The organism is Anabaena sp. PCC 7938 (genome assembly GCF_049315035.1).
GTDB classification, from domain to species: Bacteria; Cyanobacteriota; Cyanobacteriia; order Cyanobacteriales; family Nostocaceae; genus Anabaena; species Anabaena cylindrica.
Genome location: NZ_CP186034.1, coordinates 2,553,302 through 2,576,374, shown reverse-complemented (window position 1 = coordinate 2,576,374; position 23,073 = coordinate 2,553,302). Strand labels below are relative to the sequence as shown.

The following is a 23,073-nucleotide window of genomic DNA, read 5'->3' as shown; positions in this document are numbered from 1 at the left end:
AAACTGCCAAAAACAAATATTTTGTTATTCAAATTTTTCCAGTGTAGATCTACTTAAGTAACCTATTCTGTACTTAAGCAATATCACTTATATATTTGATTTATCTACTGAAAAAATTCAGTATTAGTTAATAATCTAGTTAATTATAATAATGTGCAAAAATCGTGGAGAAATCTTGGTATAAGTTAAATCAACTGCTATCATCGGGCTAATATAGATATTCAGTTACAGCTATTTGAGCTTGCTGAATAAGATTTTTAGGCAATTGTTCCCAAACTACAGGCTTAAATGCGGATGAGATGGGATTTATTTCTCATGCTTATGCTCACGAGCATTGACATTGTTGCCACTGCCTAAAACAATGATTTTATTGAACAACAATTTTCACGATGGAGAATTTTTATCAAAAAATTCTCTATATATATCATCAAAAAATGCAATCCCAATAGCAATGGGATTTAATTTGATTCCAATATTTTAAATAAATATGAATAAACTATATTTTTTCTGGAATAGTTGGATTTTTTTAATTTTGTCAATCATGACATTATTACCAATCAAAACTATTGCGAATGAAAAAGAACCAGTTAACGATCTTCCGAGTGTGAATGCCACGAATGAGAATAGTCATACCGAAAAACAGTTAGAATTAGAAGAGGTAGCTTTGGAACAAAAAGACTTAACTCCTTCTTTTCCAGAGAAAACAGACGTTATTTCTTTTTCAGCAGAGCAAAAGTTAATTAAGGCAAAAATAAATTCTATTCACAATTCTGCATATAAGTTACCAGAAAAGCGCTTACATACAACTATAGGTTGTCGGGGACATACCCTAGAAAATTACCCATTTACACCCATTATCAGGGCAGACAAACCCCATACCCAGGAGGAATTTCAGCCAGAAATATCTAGTTGTGAAGAGAATAATACATCTTTTACATTATCTGACTATAGTGCTAGTGAAATTATCTATGGCGATTATGAACAGAATATAAATACAAAATCTATAATTACTCCCTATTATAGTAAATCTTTACCTGAAGTTACGCTTAAAAAAGAAAAATTAATTGCACAATCAACGAATAATCAAATTCAATCACAATTTAATCCAGTTGAGCCAAATCTCCCTGTACTTCCCAAGGAAGTACCCTCTTTACCTATTCCAGAGGAGAAACCAGAAAAAAACCCTGAAGAGAAACCAGAAAAACCCCCACAATTAACACCTGAAGAAAATCGAAAAGTCTTGAGAACTTTAATGCGTAATTTGTTAAATAATAGCGCTTCAAGATATCCCTTTTTCGTCAATACCAGTGATAAACTAATTATTAATCCCCGGAATTTTCAACCTTTGAATTTTGAGTTTTATTCAGATTTTACTTTTGACTTAGATAAATTTAAAACGGGTAATCCTTTTCAAAAAGATGAATTTAGTGATATTCTGATTAAATCAGCTAATATTTCTTTTTATCCGGAAGATGAACAATTTTATTGGGTTTTAGATGGAAATCGAGTAGTGATTGAGACTGAAGGTAGACATCTCAATGTTGGTTATCAGGGAAATTCTAATCAACAAAAAATTAGACAAATTGCTAAAGTTTCTACTGTTTTTTGGGGTGTACAAACAGTATTTGCTATTCCTAATATTTTTGAAGATTTAGTTGGAAATAAAAAATTAGATGATCTCAATATTATTAGTGGGGCTGCGGAAATCGTATTACCTCCAGGAGCAAATCTTGCCGATAATGCCAGTTTTACTATTAATGTAACTAGACCTGATGGTAGTTTTTTTGAAAAATTTATTCCTCTAGATGATACCCGCAAAGCCACAACAAATGCGCTACTAGGAGGAGGTTCTTTCTTTGGTAATTTGGATGCTACGAATACACCTAGATTTTTACAAGGGTTTCCGACTGTAAATTTACAACCTTTATTAAATAATGGTGTCAAGCTGGAAATTGGTAGTATTATACCCCGTGAAAATCTTGCTGCTGCTGGACTGATATTAGGTGATGTTTTCACCAAACAGGGATTTAGTTTTAATTCTCCTATTACTTCTTTTCCCGGAATCAAAACTTTACAAGTTAATCAAAGTGACAACGATGATATTGTTGCAGTTCTCAGTAATCCTTTTTTAACTAAAGAACAAAAAGATTTTCATTATCTCAATTCTTTGATGTGGTATAACTTAGGTCAACAAAGTCCTGAAGTTGCCACTTTTTCTATATCAGATCCTCAGAATAAAGATTGGTTTAGATATACTTTAAGTTGGTCACATAACCGGACTTTACTGAAATATGATCCAGAAAAAATTAATTTGAATTATTTGAATGTTTTTTCTAATCCTGGTTTATCTATAACTACAGCCCAATGGGAAGATACTGATTTAAATCAAACTATGAATGCTAGTTTTGGTTTAATGCTGGGCAGTGTTTTTAATTTTATTAATCCGGGTAATTTAAATCAATCTATTAGTGAAGCAAAAGAAAAATATAAAAACTTGCAACCTTTAGCTACTCTGAATACAAAGGCTACATCTCAACAACGAAGACAGATGAATCAAAGGTTAAATGATACACTTAATTATGGCAATACTAATAGCAATTTTTCCCAAGTTTCAGGAAGTTATACTTTTGCAAGTAATATTACTCCAGATAGTTCATTATTATTCCAATTGAGAACAGGCATTTACCGCAGGAGTGTACAATTTATTGAGCAGAAAATAGAACCGTGGACTCCTGAAGCACCTGTTATCATAGATTTTGTCCGTCCCAGTGACTTGGGTCCTATATTTTTTACGGGTATTAATATTCCTACTAATTTAACTCAAATTAATGCTCCCGAAACGTTTGAAGTTACTTTTATTCGCGGTGAAACTTCAGATGGAGAAGTTTTATTTGATCAATCTTATGTTTTTGATAATAACCTATCTAGTATGTTTACAGCAGTTCCTATTATTGGTCCAGGAAAAAGTTATGATTTAGATTTTGGAAGAATAAAACTGAGTACGTTTCCACAAAGAGATATTGAAACATCTGCTTATACTGGACATCTTTATTTACCAGCTATTGAGTTGGTAGCTTCTGGAAGTATTGATAATTTTAGTTATGCCCTATCTACAGGAATGTGGTTTAATCTATTTCCAGATTCTGCACCCGTGATTGATAGCAATTTGGGTAATTTAAATTCTAATGCTACAGTAGAAACTTCTATAGGAGGAATGTTGAAATTTGCAGCTAAGGCAGATTTTCAGAATATATTTTATGATGATAAGAAGCAGTGGCATACGATTATAGCTAATTCACCTTTTTTTTCATTAACTTATAACACTAATCCTAATCGTTTAAATCTGTCGAATATTTCCCTTGGAAATGTGTTTCAGTTTGCCAAACCAGATTTTAATATCACTTTTTATCCGGTGTTGAGTTATTCTCCAAAATTCCTAAATCCTGATGTTAAATCTAATAGTTTAGGTGATATGAGTGCTTTTTTACTTCTCAATTTTTCCCATAAAATTGGTTTTGATTTTAATAGTTCTATTTCTCTTGGTAATCAGGCTTTATACCAGTTTGAAACTACCTATAACATCATCAAAAGTAAAAACTTTGGTACTTTAAAAATTGGACCTTACTATACAAATAATTCTATGGCTACTAAAGGATTTGAAGGTCAATTAGTAGATCCTAATTATGGGATGATATTTCGCTATGAAAGTGCTAGTTCTGGTTTGGTGATTGATTCTCGTTTAGGTAATAGTGAATATGGTTTTAGAGGACAGTTGAATATGGAATTAAAATTTTAGCTTAGGTGTAATTGCTAATTAATGATATATAGTCTTTCGCACTCTAGTTAGATACAAAATTACCCCTCCCCAACCCTCCCTTTGGTAAGGGGAAGGTGCGCGACAGCGCGGGTGGGGTGTATTTCATGAGCTTGGGAATTGCTATATTTCATTCATGTGCATACCGCTATAAGCAGTAGAGACTATCTATCATAAGTCTCTACATTAGACAGGATATGGAAGGTAAATGAGCTACAAATTAATCAACTCAAAAGTCAATCTAAAATTGGTAATGGCAATGAAAGATTAACACTATTCATAACCGAACCTTGATCACTAATTGGAGTTGTAGTGACATTAAAGTTGATATTTCCAGGGTCAACAATATTTGTAGAAGGTACAACTACATTAATAGTAGAGAGTGTTGTGGTTGCAGTGGGAATATTAATAGTGGTATTGATCTTGGTGTTTTCAATAACAGTAGTCTGTCCTATTCCTGTTTGAATTTGAGGTATATTAATTCCATCTTGGATAACGGAAATAAAGCTAGGGCGTGTATTATTTGCTGCGCCATTGATGACAAAATTAGTCGGCTGCTTAAATATATTATCTTGAGGCTTAATAACTGATGGAATTTCTATTTTAATTGTTGGTTTTGGGATGTTGATTGATGGTCTAATAACTGATATGTCTAGTACTTTTATGGTAGGAATATTGATGCTTGGTATAGATTGAGCTTGGGCAGTTTCAGCCATTAAGACCGATAGGAGCAAAGTTAAGATTAAGCCCTTAACTTGAGGATGAGCAGTAGGTTGGATTTTGGGTGTCATTGTATTTAATGCGTTATTTCAAAATAGTGTCTTAATTTTCAGGCTAGTGTTGATTATGTTATGTTTGCTTAGATCAATCTTCAGACTTAACTCAATTGTGTTAACTTCATTAATCCTACAACTTCATTAACCCAACAATGGATTAAACTGGTTATTTGGAGTAGAAGTTTGTAAAACCTCGTTTTTGACTCATTTTTCTATGGTTACAAGACTTGCAGCGATTTATGGGATGGCTACAGCACCAACTGTAACACCTGACCGGGTTAATCAAGTTACTCGCAAAACTTATCCAAATTACAAGGTGATTGTGTTGAACGACGATTTTAATACTTTTCAACACGTGGCTGAGTGTTTGCTCAAGTATATTCCAGGAATGTCGAGCGATCGCGCTTGGGATCTTACCAATCAGATACATCACGAAGGACAGGCGATTGTTTGGGTAGGTCCTCAAGAACCTGCGGAACTCTACCACCAACAACTACGACGGGCTGGATTGACTATGGCCCCCCTGGAAGCAGCTTAATCATCATGAACAAACCCACAGATGGCAGACTAGTTTGGAATCACTCTACTCACATTTCTGGACTAATCCCAATTTTAGAACGTTTGTGTCGGCATGATGGCATTCATACAGTCACACCTGCGGTGATTGGAAGGGTGAGAGGTCATTGTCCCAAAATGCAGTTGCGTGTGTCTGTACCCATTCGCGGGGGTTATAAAGTCATTGCACGGCAGGGTAAGACGGTACAAGAGGTATTTATCCTCACAACTTTGCTTCAGGAACAACTGGAAAGTGCGATCGCGATCGCTATGAGAATTACATGAATAAGACGATTAATCAATAGAGGAGCCTTTCTAACTCCTCTTTCGACTTTTTACTATTCCTCAACACGGTGTACTGCAAACTTATGTAATGGCAAACTAAGAATACAAGAAAAAGTTAACAAATATGACAAAGCTATAGTGATTCTCAAGGTCATTGTTAAACCTTCCCAATTCGGTAAAACTATTTTCTCAATTCCAAAAGCAACACAGTAAACTAGCCAGTAAGCAAAGCTCATCCTTAACAGGATTTCCTCTGTTTCTTGGATTTCATCTTTTGGTTTATTATTATCCCACAGCATCAGTAGACCAAGAATACAAGCTACACAAGAAACAGCAACTACAAATTCATGACAAAATAGATTTACTGAATGCATTTGCCTTTATCCCACTGTTTTGATTTTTCTGTTGTCAATTAGTCTAAAGGCATAGTCCCGGAGATTATTCAAAATAGTTACAAACTGCAATAGTTAATAGCAATATCTGTAAACAATTGCAACATATACAGCAGAAATCAGGAGTTAGAAATCAGAAGTCAGAATCATCTAGAACCTGAAAAATACGGTATTCTGCTGTATATAGAAAAAACTTTCAAGATTCTTCTTGTTCACAAGCACCAATACTTACCCAGGAATTAGAACCATCTTGCCAATGTTCTTTTTTCCAAATTGGTGCATTATGTTTGAGGGTATCAATTGCATACTGACAAGCTGCAAACGCCTCACCTCGATGAGGACACCCTACCGCTACTAAAACACTGATTTCGCCTATTTTTAACCGTCCAATACGATGATATATAACAATGCGATTTACATCAGACCATTGGCAGCGAATATCAGCCGCAATTTGATAAAATACTTGTAAAGCCATAGGTTCGTAAGCTTGATACTCTAAAGCCACCACAGGTTTCCCATCGGTTTGATTACGAACCATACCACTCATCAGCACTACTGCACCATTAGCCGGGTTGTTAGCCTGATTGTACACTTCTTCAAGAGATAATGGAGCAAAGAAAATACCAAAGCTATCTTCGACTTTGGGTTTTATGGGAAGTTTCGTTTTCATGACTAAGTTCTGAAACGGTGGATAGCTTGATAGTAAGAGTTCTCCAATTAAAAAAATATCCCAAAATTTCTTGTGGTGCGGGCCGAAAAGCCCGCTAATAATATAAGGACGGGCAAGATGCCCATCCCACAAGATTGGATCATCTTTTTTGTGGAGTTCTCTAAGTGCTGAGTCTTAAGTTCTGTAAAAACTTGCGGGCATGGCTGCGTTTAGAAATATAACGAAGAATTTAAATGATATAGAACCAGTTGCTACAAGGCTTTGAGCAATCAACCATTTCCTCAGCCATGTGACTACAGCTATACATAAAAGATACCAGTTACATTTTACATACTTTGATGTGACAAAATAAATATATAATACAGTGTATTCCTTTTATTACATACATTGTATAATGTCTCTTAGGCGGATATATATTCAACTTGCGTATCTATGAGTTTTAGGAACAGGCAGAGTTTTAGAGAAGCCACACCTCTTAGCATATGGTAATTTTCATAAAACAAGAAGAGTAAATCAATATTAATGCCCATTAAATTTTTACATGATTTTTATTATTGTAGGAGTAATTTAATTGAATAAAAATATTCCTAATCTATTAGTAAATATCCTGAATTTCCATTTAATTCATACACAAAATCTATTTTGCTGTCATCCTCCCCCAGAAAGATTAATATATAATTGGCGTAAGGAGTCAGGAGTCAGGAGTCAGGAGTCAGGAGGAGGAATATTTTTCTTTTCTGTTCTCTGTTCCCTTCTATATTAAATATTCTGTACCCTGAATTTTTACTAATTGGCAAACAACAAATTTATGTATTTACTGAACATTAGACACCTTTGAATAGCAACTTTATGAACCAATGAAGTACAGTAATAATTTAATTAACAAAGGATAAAATTTACTATTAAGACCAGCAATTAAAATCTGCGCATCATACTTTAATTCAAAATTTAAGCAGGAAGCATTAGCTTATTCCCGGTTTAGGAGATGTTTAAGACAGAGATTCATACAAGAATACGTAGTCATTTTATAGGACTCCTATTTGATTTTTGATAGCTTGCGTGGCGTAGCCATACAAGACTCAGTAGGTATCAATTCTGTCTTTCCTGTTAAGAGTTCCTTGGCTACACAAGTAAATTTAGGAATCAAACCGGATTTCTATATAAAAACTATAGTAGGAAAAATTTGATGAAATTCCCAGTGTCTAACAATGAAGCCGCGAGACTTAAAACTCTTCACCAGTATAAAATTCTGGATACTTCACCAGAAGAACCTTTTGATGATTTAGTATTGTTAGCCGCGCAGATTTGCAACACACCTATTGCTGTGATTAATCTAATTGATGCCCATCGTCAGTGGTTCAAGGCTAAGGTAGGGTTAGATGTGCAGGAAATGCCTAGAGATGAAGGTTTCTGCCCAATTTGCTTGCTAGAAGGTACGGTTTTGATTATTCCTGACACATTGGCAGATGAACGTTTTGCCACAGCAGATATCGTTACCGCAGAACCATATGTAAGGTTTTATGCTGGTATCCCTTTAATTGTACCAGGAGGTGAGGTCATAGGCACTTTGTGCGTGGTGGATAAAATACCACGTCAAATTACCCCTCAACAGTTAGCCGGATTAGAATCTATTAGTCGCCTTGTAGTTAGACAATTAGAAATTAGGCGCAATTTATCCGAACTGTCCCATATAAATGAAGAATATAAAGAGGCACAATTAGCGCTGCGTCAAAGTGAATCTACCTTACACAGCTTTTTTGAGAGTGCGCCAATGATGATGGGAATTGTGGAATTAGTCGATAACGACATCCTACATATTTCTGATAATCCCAATACGGCGAAATTTTTGGGACTTACCCCAGAAGCAATGCAAAATCGTCTAGCGCGGGAAATGGGTGCAGAGAATAGGGATTTAAACCAGTGGATTAATCACTATCGTCAAGCAGAACTTACCCAGTTACCAGTTAGGTTTGAATATTCTTACGAAACCCCCCAAGGACAAACTTGGTTATCAGCGACAGTTTCTGCGATCGCTAAAAATCATGGTAGTAGTCAGCAATTTGCCTACATAGTAGAAGATATTACTGAACGCAAGCAGGCAGAAGATGAATTGCGTTGGCAAGAAGCACTGTTGCGATCCATGAATAGTGTTTCACCACTAGCATTTTATGTTGTTGATAATCGGACTGATGACATCCTGTATTTTAATGACCGCTTTTGTGAAATTTGGAAAATTGAACATCTCAAAAAGCGTATGGAAGCGCAAGAATTAAAAAATCAAGATATTCTTCCTGATTGCTGCCAATTAATAGCAGATATAGCTGGCTTTACGGCATCATGTCAAATTTTACAAGATGAAACGAATCGTTCTGTAATTGAAGATGAAATTAGCTTTAATGATGGGCGCATTATCCGGCGCTTTTCCACCCAAATTCGGAATACATCATCTGCTAAATATTTTGGGCGATTATACATTTTTGAAGATATCACAGCCCGTAAAGAAGTAGAACAAAAACTCCGTGAACAAGCAGCATTACTAGATATCACCACTGATGCCATTATTGTGAGAGATTTAGACAACAAAATATTACTATGGAATAAAAGTGCTGAAAAATTATATGGTTGGAAAATTGAAGAAGTTATAGACATAAATGCTAATCAAATCTGGCTTAATGAACCTGTGCTAGAACAACAGAAAATTTATCAAACCGTCTTGAAACAAGGTTTATGGCAAGGAGAATTAAATAAAACCACAAAATCTGGTACAGAAATTATCGTTGAAAGTTGCTGGACTTTAGTACATGATGAGGATAAAAAAGCTAATTCTATCCTGGTTATTGACACTGATATTACCCAGAAAAAACAGTTAGAACAACAATTTCTACGCGCTCAAAGAATGGAGAGTATCGGTACTCTAGCTAGTGGCATCGCTCATGATTTAAATAATGTACTATCGCCCATTTTAATGTCAGCACAGCTATTAAAAAATAAATATCATGATCAAGAAAATCAGCCGATATTATCGATTATAGAAAATAATGCTAAACGGGGTGCTAATTTAGTTAAACAAGTTCTTTCTTTCGCCAGGGGAATTCAAGGTAATACCTATGGTGGCATCAACCAACGCGCAGTAATTCAAGTTAAGTATGTGATTTCCGAAATGCAGCAGATTGTTGAACAAACATTTCCTAAATCCATCATAATTCATGCGGAAATTCAGCCAAGTTTATCGCCAGTTTGTGGTGATATTACCCAACTAGACCAAGTATTGATTAATTTATGCTTAAATGCTCGTGATGCCATGCCTAATGGTGGTAAATTAACAATCACGGCTGAGAATATTTGGATTGATGAAACCTATGTAAAAATGCATTTAGATGCACAAGTTGGTTCTTATGTTGTCATCACGATCAGTGATACAGGAACTGGTATTTCCAGCAACATATTAGATAGAATATTTGAACCTTTTTTTACAACTAAGGAATTTGGCAAAGGGACAGGACTGGGTTTATCAACAGTTATAGGCATTATTAAAGGGCATGGTGGTTTTATTACTGTATCTAGTTCTGTTGGCAAAGGGACAGACTTTAAATTATATTTGCCAGCGGTTTATACAGAAGTTGTTGAGTCTTTAATAGAAATAGAAATGCCTATTGGCAATGGAGAATGGATTTTACTCGTAGATGACGAAGTTTCTATTCAGGAGATTACCAAAAGTTCATTAGAAAACTATAATTATAAAGTAATAACTGCTGGTGATGGACAGAAAGCCGTAAACCTGTACAAGCAAAATCAAGATAGAATTAATACTGCAATTATTGATATGATGATGCCAACTATGGATGGAAGTACCACTATTGATAAATTGCAAAATATTAATCCCAAATTAAAAATTATTGCCATGAGTGGACTAGGAATAAATAAAAATATTTTATTGGATAATCCTTGTAATAATCTAGTCTTTTTACCTAAACCATTCACAGTACAAGAACTATTAAAAACCCTGTATCAACTGAATAGTCAGGAATAGTTAAGTAGATAGATTGGTAAAGAGAAATCAATCCATGTTAAGTAAAGTAACAATGTCCAAAATTCGCTCTTAGTCAAGTCTTTAGACCTGACTACAAACCTTTAATTATTTACGTTACTCTACTTGTATAGATTTAAAATGATCAATAAATTACCAGAAGAAACTGAGCAAGGGCATCAGTGGGAAGCACAGATTAGAATGGCACTAGATGCGGCTTCTATGAGTATTTGGAACTTCGATATAATCAGTAATAAAATTACTAGATCGGATAATTTGGAAGTACTTTTTGGTTTAGACACAGACAATTTTAATCACAGTTATGAAGCTATTCTTGACCGCATTCACATCCAAGATCGTGAATTTGTTAAACATACTTATCAAGAAGCTATTGAAAATGGGGGAGCATTTGCAATTGAATTTCGAGTTGTTTTAGCTAATGGTAGTATTCGTTGGTTAGCTAGTAAAGGGGTAGTTTCTCAAAACTCATCAGGAGTGTCTGTACGAATATGTGGTGTAGATACAGATATTACAGAACGTAAATTGGCAGTAGAACAATTACGTCAAAGTGAAGAACGGTTTCAAATAGTGGCATTGGCTACTAATGATGTGTTGAGAGATTGGGATTTGCTGACTAATCAAGTGTGGTGGAATCAATCTGTACAAACCCTTTTTGGTTATACTTCGGCACAGGTTGATTTAGATGCAATTTGGTGGCGCGAACGAATACATCCAGATGATAGAACCAGAATTACTGCTGATATACGGACTGCGATTGATAGTGGTAAACAATTTTGGTCGAATGAATACCGCTTTTTGCGTAACGATGGTACTTATGCCTACATTTTTGATCGTGTTTATGTAGTTCATAACCAGGCAGGTAAAGCAGTGCGGATGATTGGGGCTATGATGGACATAACTGACCGCAAGCGTGTTCAAGCAGAACTACAAAGGCAAAATTTGCGATCGCAATTATTCGCTAATATCACCCTCAAAATTCGTCAATCTTTACAAATTGATGACATTCTCCAAACCAGTGTCACAGAAGTACAAAAATTACTCCAAGCAGATCGAGTCTTAATCTTGCAATTACATAGCAATGGTTCTTTCCTAGTAGTTAAAGAAGCTGTAGTTCCTGGTTTACCGATTATCCTGGGGCAAAATATTACTGACCCTTGTTTTGATGAAGGATACATCCAAAAATACAGTCAAGGGCTAATTAGCGCTATTAGCAATATCGAAACAGCACAGTTTCAACCTTGTCATATTGAATTTCTCCAACAATTCGCAGTTAAAGCTAACCTTGTCGTCCCCATTTTTCGCCAAAATCAACTTTGGGGACTACTAATAGCCCATCAATGTCTACATACCCGTCAATGGACTAATTGGGAAATTGGACTTTTGCGACAACTTGCTGATCAAATCGCCATTGCACTAGCACAAAGCCTAATTTTAGAACAAGAAACCAAGCAGCGACAAGAACTCACCCGTTCTAATGAAGAACTGCAACAATTTGCCTTTATTGCTTCCCACGATCTACAAGAACCACTACGAAAAATTAAGACCTTTGGTGAGCGTTTAAAAATTACCTGTAGTGACTCTTTAAGTGAACAAGGACATGATTATTTAGAACGGATGCAAAATGCAACCTTGAGAATGCAGACTTTGATTGAAGACTTATTGACACTTTCACGGGTCACAACTAGAGCGCAGCCATTTGTAGAGGTAAATTTAGCACAAATTACCCAAGAAGTATTATCTGATTTAGAAGTACGCATTCAGCAAACTGGTGGACAAATTGAAGTAGGTGAATTACCCATTATTCAAGCAGATCCTTTACAAATGAGGCAATTATTACAAAATCTCATTGGTAATGCTCTCAAGTTCCATCGTCAAAATCAACCACCTATTATTAAAATACATGGTCAATTTGTAAACAACATTGCTGATGACTTAGCTCTCGGCGGTGCATATTTTCAAATCATTGTTGAAGATAATGGAATTGGTTTTGCAGAAAAATATCTTGACCGTATTTTCAATGTTTTTCAACGTCTGCATGGTCGCAGTGAATACGAAGGTACTGGCATCGGTTTGGCTATCTGCCGAAAAATTACTGAACGACATCATGGTACTATTACTGCACAAAGTCAGCCAGGAGCAGGAGCAATATTTATTGTCACATTACCAATTAATTCCTAATTTTTAATTTTTCTTCCTAGAGAGGGATTACTAGCACACATAAAAATTAGGTTAATTGTAAAAATGTGGACGGCAGTTTGTTTATAGCAATTACTTATTAAATACTAATAACTAGTACAAAGGAGAAAATTTAGAGTGAAAGATCGGCAAGCAACCGTCACCATCTTAATGGCTGATGATGACGATGATGATAGTCTATTAGTTCATGATGCTTTGGTAGAAAGCAGATTGCCCATTCAACTATATATCGTTAGAGATGGTGAGGAGTTAATGGATTATTTATGCCACCGTGGATTATATACAGATATTAGCAAAGCACCTGATCCAGTTTTAATTTTACTAGATTTAAATATGCCTAAAAAACACGGACTTGAGGTGCTAAAAGAAATTAAAACTGACCCGAAATTACGGCGCATTCCCGTGATAGTTCTGACAAGTTCTAAGGCGGAGGAAGATATCTATAATACCTATGAATTGGGCGCAAATTCCTTTATTATTAAGCCAGAAACTTTTACATCCTTAGTGGAAGTGATGAGAACTATAGGAAAATACTGGTTGGAAATTGTAGAAATGCCTCTATAAGCACTAAGAGACAATATGAATGATAGCCTAATTAAAGTATTATTAATTGATGATGATGAAGATGATTATATTTTAACTCGTGATTGGTTCAGTGAATTTCAGGTAGCTGCCTGTGAGTTGGAATGGGTGAATAGTTATCCAGTAGCCAGAAAAGCGATCGCTCAACACCAACATGACATCTATTTAGTAGACTATCGTTTAGGAGCGCATAACGGTCTAGAACTTTTACGCGAAGCCATTGACAAAGGTTCAACTTCTCCCTTAATCTTACTCACAGGTCAAGGCGACAGGGAAATAGATTTAGAAGCCATGAAAGCCGGAGCAGTAGATTATCTAGAAAAAAGCCAATTAACTGCACCTTTATTAGAACGCTCTATTCGCTACGCTATTGAACGTAAACAAACAGAACAAAAAATTCGCCAACAAGCCGCTTTACTTGATGTCGCTACCGATGCTATTTTTGTAGGTGATTTAAACGACCAAATTTTATATTGGAACCAAGCGGCTAAACATCTCTATGGTTGGAGTACGGAAGAAGCCCTAAAGAAAAAAATACATCATCTGTGTCCAGAAAAAAAATTGTCGCAATTATCAAAAGCACTCATAACTATCATCAAAAATGGTTCTTGGAAAGGAGAACTAGCGCAAACTACAAAATGTGGTAAAGAAATTATTGTTGAGAGCCGTTGGACATTAGTACCTGCATACGGTAAAAACCCTCAATCTATTTTAGTTGTCAACACCGATATTACTCAAAAAAAGCAACTAGAACAGCAATTTTTACGCGCTCAAAGACTAGAGAGTATTGGCACTTTAGCAAGTGGTATTACCCACGACTTAAATAATGTCCTCGCACCCATTCTGATGACAGCACAACTTTTAGAAACTCAAGTCCAAGATGAACGTTCTCGACGACTAATTCCCATATTAATTAACAAATGCTAAACGAGGAGCTAATTTAGTTAAACAAGTATTGTCATTTGCCCGTGGGTTAGATGGCGATCGTACCCTTGTACAATTAAAACACTTACTAATTGAAATTCAGCAAATTATTAAAGAAACGTTTCCAAAAACAATTGAAATTATTACCCAAATTCCCCAAACTCTTTGGACTGTTTCTGGTGATGCTACTCAGTTACACCAGGTATTAATGAATCTATGTGTTAATGCCCGTGATGCTATGCCCAACGGTGGTACTTTAAAAATTACAGCCGAAAATCTCTTAATTGATGAAAATTACGCCCAAATGCACATTGAGGCTCAAGCCAAACCTTACATTGTCATTACTGTAACTGATACTGGAATTGGTATTCAACCAACTATAATAGACCGGATATTTGAACCGTTTTTTACGACTAAGGAATTCGGTCAAGGCACGGGTCTAGGTCTTTCTACAGTATTGGGAATTGTTAAAAGTCATGGTGGTTTTATCAATGTTAATAGCGAAGACAAAAAAGGCAGTCAATTTAAAGTCTATTTACCTGCACAAGATACAACCGAAACTATAGAAGCACCAGAAATATTTTTTCCTCAAGGTAATGGAGAACTGATATTAGTAGTCGATGATGAAGCTGCTATTCGTGATATTACAAAAACATCACTAGAAAATTATACTTATAAAGTAATTACAGCCCATGATGGTATTGAAGCAATAGCCTTATATGTAGAACATCGGGATAAAATATCTTTAGTATTAATAGATATGATCATGCCATGTATGGATGGAATAACCAGCATTCGTACCTTGCAAAAAATTAATCCAGAAGTCAAAATTATTGCCGTTAGCGGACTAGTCTCAAGCGATAAAGTGAATGCAGCTTATAATATGGGTGTAAAAGCTTTCTTATGCAAACCTTTCACAGCAAACCAATTATTACAAACAATTAAAACTGTGATCAGTTGTGATTCGTCAAATTAGTACTGAGTATTGAATAGCGACTCCTACTCTTAGAGGATATTTGAAAAATTTAATACCAATTACCAATTACCCATTACTAATTAACTCCACCGCATCACGTCCATCTGCATCGTGTAAATAAACTTTCACAATTTCTTCTTGAGCCGTGGGCAGTTTTTTACCCACAAAATCTGGGTGAATTGGTAACTCCCTATGTCCCCTATCCACTAATACAGCTAAACGAATCACCTCTGGTCTACCATACTCATTAACAGCATTTAAAGCAGCACGAATTGTCCGTCCTTTGAAAATGACATCATCCACTAAGACAACCGTTTTTCCCGTTAAGTCAAAAGGGATATCGGTTTTGGCTGGAGTTCTTAAGCCAATTTGGTCTAAATCATCACGATAGAATGTAATATCTAATGCTCCAACACATATACTGACACCTTCGAGAATCTCTATTTGACGTGCCAATAAGTTAGCTAATGGCACGCCTCTAGTATGAATGCCCAAAAGTATCAATTGTGACAAATCTCGCGTCCTTTCCACAATTTGAGAAGCAAGACGAGTCAAAGTACGACGCAGTTCTTCTGATGAGAGAATTTCAACTACTTTAGTAGACATAAATTCGGGACTGGGGATTGGGGATTGGGGACTGGGGATTGGGGACTGGGGATTGGGGATTGGGGACTGGGAAGTTGGGAAGTTGGGAAGTTGGGAAGTTGGGAAGCTGGGAAGTTGGGATAAAATTTCTCTTTTTCTTAGCTTTTGCCTGTTCCCTGTTCCCTATCTCCAATTACGAATTACGAATTACGAATTACGAATTACGAATTACGAATTACGAATTACGAATTAAAAATATTGCCAAACCCAACCATAACAAAAACGAATATCGAGTCAATTGCAAAGCTTGGTGAATCGAAGTTGGGGTGATGGGATAAATAGCATCTCCTAAAAATGGCTTATGTTTAGCAACCCCACGATACCAATTTATTCCACCCATCTGCACACCTAAAATAGCAGCATAGGCACACTCGCTCCAACCAGAATTAGGACTAGGATCTTGAATAGCATCCCGGTGGCAAATTCGCCAAACATTGACGGGTTTAAGTGATAAAAGTGCTAAAGTCATGACTGTTAAACGGCAAGGAAGCCACGTTAAACCATCTTCTAACCTCGCGCTAAACCAGCCAATATAAGTATAAGGTGCTTCCCGATAACCCACCATTGAATCTAGAGTACTACTAGCTTTATATGCTAAAGCCAAAGGAACCACACCAACCAATGGCATAAATGCACCCAGAATTGCATAAAACAAAGGAGCCATCACTCCATCAGTAGCATTTTCCGTCACTGTTTCCAAAACTGCTCGTAAAACTTCTGCTGCTGAGAGGTTTGTTGTATCCCTACCTACATAATTACTTAAAATTTGTCTTGCTTCCTCTAACTTTCCTATAGTTAAAGGTTGGATTACATCTACCGCAGCTGTTCGCAAACTATGAAGAGCAAAACAACTGCCTAGGAGAATGCTCTCTAAAACAATTCCTAACAATGGATTTAGCCATCTGGCAATTTGAATTATTAACCAGCCAGATAAACCACTCCCGACGATGAGAATCATAGCGATTACAATTCCAGCTAGACGTTGTGTTAGAGAACTCTGACAATGTTGCAGAAAAAATTTACTCAACCAAGAAATTATCCATCCCATCACTCGCACTGGATGAGGCCAACCCCAAGGATCACCAATTAAGTAATCTAACAAGGCAGCAATAATTAAGATATAGATATTATTGATCATTGGTCATTGGGGAGAATATTTATCTTCTTACCTCTTACCTCTTGCCTATTCCCTGATAACTGACTAAACGACAAAACTAGCTTCTTCACCTAAAGATGCTTGCCAACTACGGGCATCATAATAAAGGTCTGCCAAAGTGATGCTGTACAAAGCTTCTTTCAGCTTTTGGTTCAGTCTTTGCCACAAGGTAAATGTTACCCAATCTTCTGCTTGAGTTAGTGGTGGACTATTCAAAGGTAAATGAGTTATGTTTTCTCCCACTGCCTCTAAAATTTGTCCTATAGAGATTTGTGCAGGCTTTCTGGATAATTGATAGCCACCGACGCTACCACGAATTGATTTGACTAACCCAGCGCGACGCATTTCTATGAGTAACTTTTCTAGATAAGGAGCCGGAATATCTTGACGCTTGGCAATTGTTCTTACAGATACGGGTCCATATTCTGGCTGTAAAGTCAAATCTAGTAATGCCTTAACACTATAGTGTCCTTTAGTCGTTAGTTTCATTTATCAGTTATCAGGTAGGCATATGTAACAGCAGGTTGTGCCAACATCGCACACTCTTAAGCCTTGGGAGTAATGTGATCGACTTTAAACGAAGGCTAACATCATTTATTCAAATGCTGTTGGTGTAGCCTGTGGTTAGCCATAAGCTGAATGCTTACGTTATCAGTTATCAGTTGTTTTGTCACTGACTTACGATTCATGACTTATGACTAAAGATCAGGTTTGCTTATCATTTTGTCTGATCAGGTTCATCTCCGGTGAGTAGACGACTATTTCACATGGCTTTAAAAAACTTAAACAAATACAGCTTGGTAGTAATTCACAAACCATATATATAGGAATCATATTTGATTTTTTGAATAAACGACCTAATCATCTACCTCCCCTCTTTCCTATTGTCAATTCCTAACTCCCTGTTAAGCGCTTCTACTTTCGCGTAGCGTCTGGTAGAGAGTAAGTTTATAAATCAAATCTGATTGCTAGAGAGAAGATATATGAGCATGACCAGAATTATTTTTAGAAAATGTCTGAAAAAGATTGGTAATTGTGCAACAATTTTGCCTGTGTGTGTAATATACTTGGCTATGCTGAGATAAAAATAAAGGATTCCGTTCCTATTATCTCAGTATCAGTTAAAATAAAATCGATTCAACCACTTCAAACATTCATTTTCGACCTAAGTTGATGCCTAAACTGAAAAAAATTGACCCCCTTGTCGGTGATGAACTCCTCAAAAAAGTTAAGGAGCTAGAGAACGAGAGCAAAGAAGATAAAGCTAAACAGTGTGGCTATTATACCGTTACTAAAAATGGTATAGAGCGCGTCAACATGATGAAGTTCCTAAATGCTCTAATTGATGCTGAAGGCATTCAGTTGGATAGTACACCTAGCGCCAACGGCCGTGGTGGACGTAGTGCAAGCTATAGAATTAGTGTGCAGTCCAACAACAATTTATTGATAGGTTCAGCTTATACAAAACAGATGAATCTCAAACCTGGAGATGAATTTATCATCACTTTAGGGAAAAAACACATTCGACTACGGCAAGTAGACCCAGAAGATAGGGAAGATGATGCCGAAGTAGAAGCTACTGCTTAATAAATAGTCATTAGTCATTAGTCAGTTGTTTATCTTTACCAATAACCAATGACCAATGACCAATGACCAATAGCTAATGACCAATGACTATCTCTGTTGTTGGTAAGACTTGTAAATAGTGCTGTAATGCTTTGCGTGTTGCTGCCAAGTTACAAGTTAAAGCAATTTGTTCTTTTTCTAGTAAACCTAAAATGCAATCTGGTTTGTCTCTTGCTACCACTGGTAACTGATGCAAGCCACGCAACGCCATACGATCTAAAGCTTCAGATAATGGTTCATCCTGCCAAGCATAGAGGATGTCAGTTGTACAAATGTCTATGAGTGTTTGACTAGAAAAATTAGCCTGTATTTCAGGAGGGGAATTTTGGTAATTTTCCCAAAAGGAAAGAGCGCGGTTAATATCGTCTAGAGAAAGAATACCAACTAATTTCTCAGATGCATCAATTACTAAAGCACTGCGTGTGCGATCGCGGATCATTTCCATAGATGCTTCTAAAATCCCCAGAGTTACAGGCAGTTTTTTGGGAGAGGAGTTCATTGCATCTGCCACTGAAATTTGTTGTACTATCTCCACTTGTTCATCTTTCAACTCCGCCAGACCAATCTGTTGAAGATTAGAATTAGAATTAAAAGTTGGCTTGATACGCTCAACTAACCATACACTTAAACCCACCGCTGCCATCAAAGGTAAAACAATGCGGTAATCACGGGTTAATTCAAACAACATTAAAATAGCTGTTAAAGGCGCTCTGACACTACCTGCTAAAACAGCAGCCATACCCACCATTGCATAAGCTGGAGGAGCCGCCATATATTCAACAATTGTTGGCACTATCAAAGCTAAAAATTTGGCATAAGCAGACCCAAAAGAAGCACCTAAAAACATTGCTGGTGCAAACAACCCACCCACAAAACCACTAGCGGAACAAACGGCGGTCATCAGCAGTTTTAAAACCATCAATATCAGTAACAGATTTAAAGAAAATTCCTGATCTTGCAACATGGGTTGCACAGTACCATAACCAATACCTAGAATTTGTGGGTAATAAAAAGCTACTGTACCAATGATCGCACCACCAATGATGGGCTGAATTGGTTGAGGAATTTTTAAAAGAAATTCAAACCCCGGAACCCGTCCTGCAAAAAACGCTTTAGCCAAACGTATTGCTTCTGTGTAAGTTACAGAAATCAAACTTGCGCCCAAACCCAATCCAAGATAAAGCGGTAATTCTAAAGAACTGCGGACTTGGTAAGCAGGTAAGGCAAAAGCAGGTTGGGACCCCAAACCAATTTGAGCAATTAAGGCTGCTACTACTGCTGCTAGTAAGACCACACTCACCGCCGAAGTGGCAAAGGATGTAGTACCCATGACCACCTCTAGAGCAAAAAATACTCCAGCAATGGGAGCATTAAAACCAGCGGCTAAACCAGCCGCTGCACCAGCACCCAAAAGTAACCGCTGTCTCTCTTGAGAAACTTGCAGCACATCTGATAGCAACACCCCAAAATTAGTACCGATTTCTACACTTGGCCCCTCTGGTCCTAAAGAGGCTCCACTACCTAAAGAAACAGCCGCCGCTATCATCTTGGTTACAGGACGCAATTGTCGCTTTACCTCTCTACCTTGAGAGACGGCTATTAGAGATGAAAGTCCAGGGCCAAAGTCTTGAGTACGCCAACGCATCAAGCCCACAATCAGTCCGCCTAATGTAGGAACACAAGCTAAAGTCCAACCACCCCAGACTCCAATCAGTCCCATCAAATTTTCCAGCATCAAGTTGTGAACCAGCTGGATTAGATAGTGAAAGGTAACTACACCCATACCAGTACCACCACCAATAAGCATGGCTAAAAACAGCACTACTGTTTCTGGTGATGGTTGAAAACGATTAATTAGTTGAGTCAAATTGGCAGAAGGTGAGGGAAAGGCAGGTAGTGGCCTTACCTTCCTCAATTGAGTAGGAGGCAAGAGAGTCATGGAGAAACGGGGTAAGTGCCAGAAAAAATTAAATTTTTTATTTGTTAATTCTCATTGTGAGCCATGATTTAGTAACCAGACAAGTATGCTTGATTTACTAAATCTGGCTATACTCGTGTTACGACTATATAGCCTCAATTAGTAGTCAGAAAAATTGTATGTGTGATGCATTACTAATGTTCAGACAATATTGCCGAGGCTACTTATTGGTGATCAAAGTTCAATATAGCTATTGTTATAGAGCGAGTAAATGGACTAGGCGGACGAGCTAGATGAATATACACACTTTTGATAATCATTATGTTACTTGCCCTATTTGTCAAAGAAATAACCGGACACAGCCTGTTAAAACTTATAGAGGCTTATTTACCTGTCCATATTGTCAGGAAAGGCTTGTAGTTTGTAAAAGTGGTCACTACGTCCGTGATCCGTTTACTTGGAAACAAATTATGATTTCTTCAGCATTGCGTCGTCAAAGCCGACCTTTAGCTAGGATGATCAGAGATTTAATTCTTCTCAAGGGACCTTTAGTCGCTTTGGCTGTGGGAGGTGTTATTTTATTGACAGCCGTTGTGATGACTCAAGAAAAAACCAACGACAATATCCCATTGGTTCCAGGAACTGAGAAGGTGAATGAGGAATGAATGAGTACTGAGTTATGAGTGAAAATCCAAGTCAACCACTCACTCAGTACTCGGTACTCAATACTCAGAACTTATTGCTGTCTTTTGTGATTAATTGCCAACCTTCGGCTTGATCAACTACTTTGATAGATTTGAGTTTGAGGGTTTCTAAAGCAGAGGCATTTAAGAGGAAATAGGGTTGGCTATTGTATTGCCAATAATATAGCAGTTCACCAGTAGAAGCGGGAGTAATGGTGCGATCGCTATAAAAATTCAACGATGAACGAGAATAGGGAAAAGATGTGTAGATTTCCCTGGCTTGTGGATTGGCACTAGCTATCATTGTAGCGATTGGTTTGACTGGATAAGCCTCTCCCAATTCCCACACCCAGTAATTAGATTTCATCAACAACAGTAGGGAAATATAACTTCCCCACACCAAAATTTTCAAAAATTGCCTATCACCTCGCTCTGCTAAAATAGCCGCTAAAGTCATAGTCATAGCTACTGCGGCCAAAATTACCTGTAAGTCTGTTTTACCGCTGACCCAACTAAAATAAATGCTACCAGCGGCAGCCACCACAGCCAAAATTGCAAAACTAGTCACCCAAGCGCGAGGATAGGATGAAAATAAACGTAATTTCTCTATCTCTGCTAACTGGAAACCAAAAGCTAATGCCAAACTGGGATAAATGGGGAAGACATACCAAGGTAATTTGATGCTAATAAGGGAAATCAGCAGTAAATAAACACCAGTCCAGACAATAATGAGTTTTGCCCAGCTAAGATTTCTATTTTCCCAGGTAAAGCGCACAGTTTGCGGTAAAAATACGAGCCAAGGCCATGTCCATTTGATAATTTCTAACAGATAATACCAAAATGGTTCATGGCGACCACTGGCAACAGCAGCAGTTTGATGAAATGGTTGATTCACCGCCTCAATTTGCGAGAAAGGATAACCATAGTGCAGTAGTTGGGCAGCATACCAACCCATCACAGGTAGAATACCAATGAAGATTGCTATCCACAGATAGTAACTAGTGAGTAGTCTGGGTGTATCCCAAAAGAGAAAGACCACAGCAATAGAACCTAATAAGATGCCCACCATGCCTTTAGTGAGGCAAATTAACCCAAAACTGATACCAACACCAAGACAGTAGCGTAAATCTCGGCGCGATCGCAACACACACAACATCATCACCATCAACAGGCTTACCACTACCCCATCCAACATTGCTAACCTGCCATGACGCACTACCGGTAGCATTGTCAAATAAATCAAGGCGCTATAAATAGCTACCCAACGTTGGCGAAAAATCTCCCTACCCATACAATACAGTAAAGGTACAGACATCGCTGTCAAAATTGCACCAGGTAAGCGAGTTGTCCATTCATTCACACCACCCAGAGAGTAAACCCAAGCAATCAGCCAATGCATGAGGGGTGGCTTGCTATGGTATGGTTCACCTCCCAAGGTAGGGTAAAGCCAGCGCATGGAACCTGCTGGGGCCTGCCAAATTTCTCTAGCAACTTGTGCCACGGTCCCTTCATCCCAATCTCGTAGCGGTATTCCTCCCAGATTGATGCTAAAGAGTAACACCGCTGCTAACAGCAATACCATCAGCCATATCCAATCAATCCATTTGTCAACTGCGCGATGTTGTTTTTCGAGATGAGTCCAAATATAGCTTCCTTCAGGCATATTCTATGCTAATCATTTTACTCGCTGGTTTGATTACATAGAGACCAGAGTGAATCTCCAATGTTGCCACACAGTCACAAACCATTTTCACTAGCAATGGCTAGATCCCAAATTAACTCAGTTTTCTCTGAACAATGATAATTTTTTGAACAAAATTTTTCTTA

At 37.2% G+C, this 23,073-nt stretch carries 16 protein-coding genes and 1 pseudogene; 9 read left to right on the top strand and 8 right to left on the bottom strand.

Annotation, left to right across the window (positions count from 1 at the left end):
• The first annotated feature begins 541 nt into the window (after positions 1–541).
• Positions 542–3,796, top strand: a complete 3,255-nt coding sequence (locus ACOWPH_RS11875; protein WP_150111026.1) for a hypothetical protein — start codon at positions 542–544, stop codon at positions 3,794–3,796.
• Positions 3,797–4,050: 254 nt separating this feature from the next.
• Here ACOWPH_RS11875 and ACOWPH_RS11870 read toward each other — a convergent pair whose 3' ends face one another.
• The gene (locus tag ACOWPH_RS11870; RefSeq protein WP_015215586.1) at positions 4,051–4,605 is read right to left on the bottom strand and encodes a hypothetical protein; all 555 of its coding nucleotides are present in this window, start codon (positions 4,603–4,605) and stop codon (positions 4,051–4,053) included.
• Positions 4,606–4,804: 199 nt separating this feature from the next.
• Between ACOWPH_RS11870 and clpS the strand changes: the two genes are divergently transcribed.
• Both clpS and ACOWPH_RS11860 read left to right on the top strand, forming a co-directional pair.
• The gene (clpS, locus tag ACOWPH_RS11865) at positions 4,805–5,128 is read left to right on the top strand and encodes an ATP-dependent Clp protease adapter ClpS (protein ID WP_015215585.1); all 324 of its coding nucleotides are present in this window, start codon (positions 4,805–4,807) and stop codon (positions 5,126–5,128) included.
• Between the two features lie 5 nt (positions 5,129–5,133).
• The gene (locus tag ACOWPH_RS11860) at positions 5,134–5,430 is read left to right on the top strand and encodes a DUF2103 domain-containing protein (protein ID WP_015215584.1); all 297 of its coding nucleotides are present in this window, start codon (positions 5,134–5,136) and stop codon (positions 5,428–5,430) included.
• A 53-nt stretch (positions 5,431–5,483) separates the two neighbouring features.
• On the opposite strand, the gene ACOWPH_RS11855 is transcribed toward ACOWPH_RS11860, so the two are convergent.
• Positions 5,484–5,804: a hypothetical protein gene (locus ACOWPH_RS11855; protein ID WP_015215583.1), complete on the bottom strand. Its 321-nt coding sequence runs from the start codon at positions 5,802–5,804 to the stop codon at positions 5,484–5,486.
• A 214-nt stretch (positions 5,805–6,018) separates the two neighbouring features.
• Positions 6,019–6,492, bottom strand: coding sequence for a molybdenum cofactor biosynthesis protein MoaE (locus tag ACOWPH_RS11850; RefSeq protein WP_015215582.1), 474 nt, complete (start codon positions 6,490–6,492; stop codon positions 6,019–6,021).
• Positions 6,493–7,678: 1,186 nt separating this feature from the next.
• On the opposite strand from ACOWPH_RS11850, the gene ACOWPH_RS11845 reads away from it, so the two are divergent.
• From ACOWPH_RS11845 to ACOWPH_RS11830, 4 genes and pseudogenes are all read left to right on the top strand, one after another.
• Positions 7,679–10,522, top strand: coding sequence for a PAS domain S-box protein (locus ACOWPH_RS11845; RefSeq protein WP_015215581.1), 2,844 nt, complete (start codon positions 7,679–7,681; stop codon positions 10,520–10,522).
• A 138-nt stretch (positions 10,523–10,660) separates the two neighbouring features.
• Positions 10,661–12,718 (top strand): PAS domain-containing sensor histidine kinase, encoded by a 2,058-nt coding sequence (locus tag ACOWPH_RS11840; RefSeq protein ID WP_015215580.1) that lies wholly within the window; start codon positions 10,661–10,663, stop codon positions 12,716–12,718.
• 135 nt (positions 12,719–12,853) lie between these two features.
• Positions 12,854–13,300 carry a response regulator gene (locus ACOWPH_RS11835; protein WP_015215579.1) on the top strand — a complete coding sequence of 149 codons (447 nt, stop codon included), beginning with the start codon at positions 12,854–12,856 and terminating at the stop codon, positions 13,298–13,300.
• A gap of 15 nt (positions 13,301–13,315) precedes the next feature.
• Positions 13,316–15,218 (top strand): annotated as a pseudogene (locus tag ACOWPH_RS11830) (response regulator).
• 66 nt (positions 15,219–15,284) lie between these two features.
• Here the strand turns inward: ACOWPH_RS11830 and pyrR are convergent.
• From pyrR to ACOWPH_RS11815, 3 genes are all read right to left on the bottom strand, one after another.
• Entirely contained in the window at positions 15,285–15,824 is a 540-nt protein-coding gene (gene pyrR / locus ACOWPH_RS11825; RefSeq protein WP_015215577.1) for a bifunctional pyr operon transcriptional regulator/uracil phosphoribosyltransferase PyrR, read from the bottom strand.
• 214 nt (positions 15,825–16,038) lie between these two features.
• Positions 16,039–17,001, bottom strand: a complete 963-nt coding sequence (cbiB, locus tag ACOWPH_RS11820; RefSeq protein WP_015215576.1) for an adenosylcobinamide-phosphate synthase CbiB — start codon at positions 16,999–17,001, stop codon at positions 16,039–16,041.
• Positions 17,002–17,064: 63 nt separating this feature from the next.
• Entirely contained in the window at positions 17,065–17,508 is a 444-nt protein-coding gene (locus tag ACOWPH_RS11815) for an Rrf2 family transcriptional regulator (protein ID WP_015215575.1), read from the bottom strand.
• A gap of 684 nt (positions 17,509–18,192) precedes the next feature.
• Here ACOWPH_RS11815 and ACOWPH_RS11810 point away from each other — a divergent pair.
• Positions 18,193–18,606: an AbrB family transcriptional regulator gene (locus ACOWPH_RS11810; protein ID WP_015215574.1), complete on the top strand. Its 414-nt coding sequence runs from the start codon at positions 18,193–18,195 to the stop codon at positions 18,604–18,606.
• Positions 18,607–18,679: 73 nt separating this feature from the next.
• On the opposite strand, the gene ACOWPH_RS11805 is transcribed toward ACOWPH_RS11810, so the two are convergent.
• A complete protein-coding gene (locus ACOWPH_RS11805) occupies positions 18,680–20,584 on the bottom strand; it encodes a chloride channel protein (protein WP_015215573.1) in 1,905 nt (634 codons plus the stop codon).
• 272 nt (positions 20,585–20,856) lie between these two features.
• On the opposite strand from ACOWPH_RS11805, the gene ACOWPH_RS11800 reads away from it, so the two are divergent.
• Complete coding sequence (locus ACOWPH_RS11800) at positions 20,857–21,228, top strand: hypothetical protein (protein WP_015215572.1); 372 nt, start codon at positions 20,857–20,859, stop codon at positions 21,226–21,228.
• 64 nt (positions 21,229–21,292) lie between these two features.
• Here ACOWPH_RS11800 and ACOWPH_RS11795 read toward each other — a convergent pair whose 3' ends face one another.
• Complete coding sequence (locus ACOWPH_RS11795) at positions 21,293–22,909, bottom strand: ArnT family glycosyltransferase (protein ID WP_015215571.1); 1,617 nt, start codon at positions 22,907–22,909, stop codon at positions 21,293–21,295.
• Positions 22,910–23,073: the final 164 nt, after the last annotated feature.

Coding starts and splice junctions, on each gene's coding strand:
- ACOWPH_RS11875 (WP_150111026.1), top strand. CDS start 542: ATGACATTATTACCAATCAAAACTATTGCGAATGAAAAAGAACCAGTT.
- ACOWPH_RS11870 (WP_015215586.1), bottom strand. CDS start 4,605: ATGACACCCAAAATCCAACCTACTGCTCATCCTCAAGTTAAGGGCTTA.
- clpS (WP_015215585.1), top strand. CDS start 4,805: ATGGTTACAAGACTTGCAGCGATTTATGGGATGGCTACAGCACCAACT.
- ACOWPH_RS11860 (WP_015215584.1), top strand. CDS start 5,134: ATGAACAAACCCACAGATGGCAGACTAGTTTGGAATCACTCTACTCAC.
- ACOWPH_RS11855 (WP_015215583.1), bottom strand. CDS start 5,804: ATGCATTCAGTAAATCTATTTTGTCATGAATTTGTAGTTGCTGTTTCT.
- ACOWPH_RS11850 (WP_015215582.1), bottom strand. CDS start 6,492: ATGAAAACGAAACTTCCCATAAAACCCAAAGTCGAAGATAGCTTTGGT.
- ACOWPH_RS11845 (WP_015215581.1), top strand. CDS start 7,679: ATGAAATTCCCAGTGTCTAACAATGAAGCCGCGAGACTTAAAACTCTT.
- ACOWPH_RS11840 (WP_015215580.1), top strand. CDS start 10,661: ATGATCAATAAATTACCAGAAGAAACTGAGCAAGGGCATCAGTGGGAA.
- pyrR (WP_015215577.1), bottom strand. CDS start 15,824: ATGTCTACTAAAGTAGTTGAAATTCTCTCATCAGAAGAACTGCGTCGT.
- cbiB (WP_015215576.1), bottom strand. CDS start 17,001: ATGATCAATAATATCTATATCTTAATTATTGCTGCCTTGTTAGATTAC.
- ACOWPH_RS11815 (WP_015215575.1), bottom strand. CDS start 17,508: ATGAAACTAACGACTAAAGGACACTATAGTGTTAAGGCATTACTAGAT.
- ACOWPH_RS11810 (WP_015215574.1), top strand. CDS start 18,193: ATGCCTAAACTGAAAAAAATTGACCCCCTTGTCGGTGATGAACTCCTC.
- ACOWPH_RS11805 (WP_015215573.1), bottom strand. CDS start 20,584: ATGACTCTCTTGCCTCCTACTCAATTGAGGAAGGTAAGGCCACTACCT.
- ACOWPH_RS11800 (WP_015215572.1), top strand. CDS start 20,857: ATGAATATACACACTTTTGATAATCATTATGTTACTTGCCCTATTTGT.
- ACOWPH_RS11795 (WP_015215571.1), bottom strand. CDS start 22,909: ATGCCTGAAGGAAGCTATATTTGGACTCATCTCGAAAAACAACATCGC.